General features: G+C 59.7%; 2 protein-coding genes and 1 pseudogene. 2 read left to right on the top strand and 1 reads right to left on the bottom strand.

What is annotated here, in order from left to right; all coding sequences use genetic code 11:
* The coding region (locus tag EN750_RS34165) for an EAL domain-containing protein (RefSeq protein WP_145968193.1) at positions 1-217 on the top strand (217 nt) is incomplete at its 5' end.
* A 133-nt stretch (positions 218-350) separates the two neighbouring features.
* A complete protein-coding gene (locus EN750_RS34160) occupies positions 351-1,091 on the top strand; it encodes a polysaccharide deacetylase family protein (RefSeq protein ID WP_127399265.1) in 741 nt (246 codons plus the stop codon).
* 55 nt (positions 1,092-1,146) lie between these two features.
* Here EN750_RS34160 and EN750_RS34155 read toward each other — a convergent pair.
* A pseudogene (locus EN750_RS34155) lies at positions 1,147-1,431 on the bottom strand (hypothetical protein); the annotation flags it as partial.

Genomic DNA, 1,431 nt, shown 5'->3' with positions numbered 1-1,431 from the left:
CGCCATCACCGAGCTGGCGCGTGGCCTTGGCATCTCGATCGTCGCAGAGGGCGCCGAAACCGAGGCCGAGCTCAATTCGCTGATGGCGATCGGCTGCGACCAGGTGCAGGGCTACTCCATCGCCTTCCCGATGCCGCACGACAAGGCGCTGGAATGGCTGACCGCCCGCATGCCCAAGAAGGCCAAGCTGACGGTGCTGCAAGGAAGCCTGGCATAGGTTTGCCTTTTTGTTTGCACATGTCGTTATCCCAAAACCGCTGCGCACTTTTGGGCGACATGCACCGGCTCGCCTTGACAAGCCGTTGTGGACATGGCGGCCTTGTCGTGATCGCAACCGGATATCGGGGCTGATGACACCGTTTCGGTTTGTGCTGGCGGCGGTTTTGATTTTTGCGGTTCCCGCCCAAGGGGCCGATCGCATCATATATCTTACCTTCGACGATGGGCCGCTGAACGGCACAAGCAACATCCTCGATGTGCTGGAAGCCGAACAGGTTCCTGCAACCCTATTCATGGTCGGCATGCACGCACAGGCTAGCGCCGCCAACAGAGCGCTCGTCCAGCGCGCCAGGCAGCTTCCTCTGGTGACGCTCGGCAACCACAGCTACAGCCATGCCTACAATCACTACCGGCATTTCTACGGCGACACCGAAGGTGTCGTCGCCGACATGGTAAGGGCAAACGCGGTGCTCGGGTTGAAGCCCGTGGTGCATGCAAGGCTACCGGGGCGCGACGTGTTCAGGCTGCCCTCCATGTCGAAGAACGACACCTCGCTTGGGCTCGCCCAGGAGGGGCGTGAAGAGCCCGACTACGAGTTTGTCGCGGCCTCAGGCTTCTATCTCTACGGCTGGGACCATGAATGGGTGCACAAGGACAACGGCGAGCCGGTGCAGAGCGTCGATCATCTGGTCAGCGAGATCGATCACCTGTTCGGCTATGGCCGCTTCGTCAAGCCCGGCAAGCTGATCCTGCTGATGCATGACGAAATGTTCCAGAACGGTTTCGACGGCAAGACGAAGCTGACCAATTTGATCACCGCGCTGAAGCTGCGCCGTTACAGCTTTGGGGCAATCCAGGGCTATGACGACTGAGCCGGCAAGGACGGCCAGTTCTCAGCGGATTGCGCATCGCGGGATCAGCAAGGTGTCAAAGCACCTCGACTGATTCGCCGCGTAACTTGTGGCGACGCAATTTGATGTATGTGCGTAAATTTGGCGTAATCTGAAAGCCAATCAGCTTCGTCTCCTGGAGGGGAGCAGCCCACGCCATCGTCTCGTAGCGGGCACCGTAACCTTCGATGGTGACGGCAAGATTTTCGCGGCCCAGATACCTCGCCAGAGTGGCACAGGCAGCAACCCTCGATCGTATGGACTGACCGTATTTGGGCGCAAACGCCAATCCTCCGTCCGCCAGGTCATCCACCTCATGGGC

The organism is Mesorhizobium sp. M7A.F.Ca.ET.027.03.2.1, from assembly GCF_003999175.1.
Classification (GTDB): Bacteria; Pseudomonadota; Alphaproteobacteria; order Rhizobiales; family Rhizobiaceae; genus Mesorhizobium.
This window is presented reverse-complemented; position numbering and strand designations above follow the sequence as displayed.

Coding starts and splice junctions, on each gene's coding strand:
- EN750_RS34160 (WP_127399265.1), top strand. CDS start 351: ATGACACCGTTTCGGTTTGTGCTGGCGGCGGTTTTGATTTTTGCGGTT.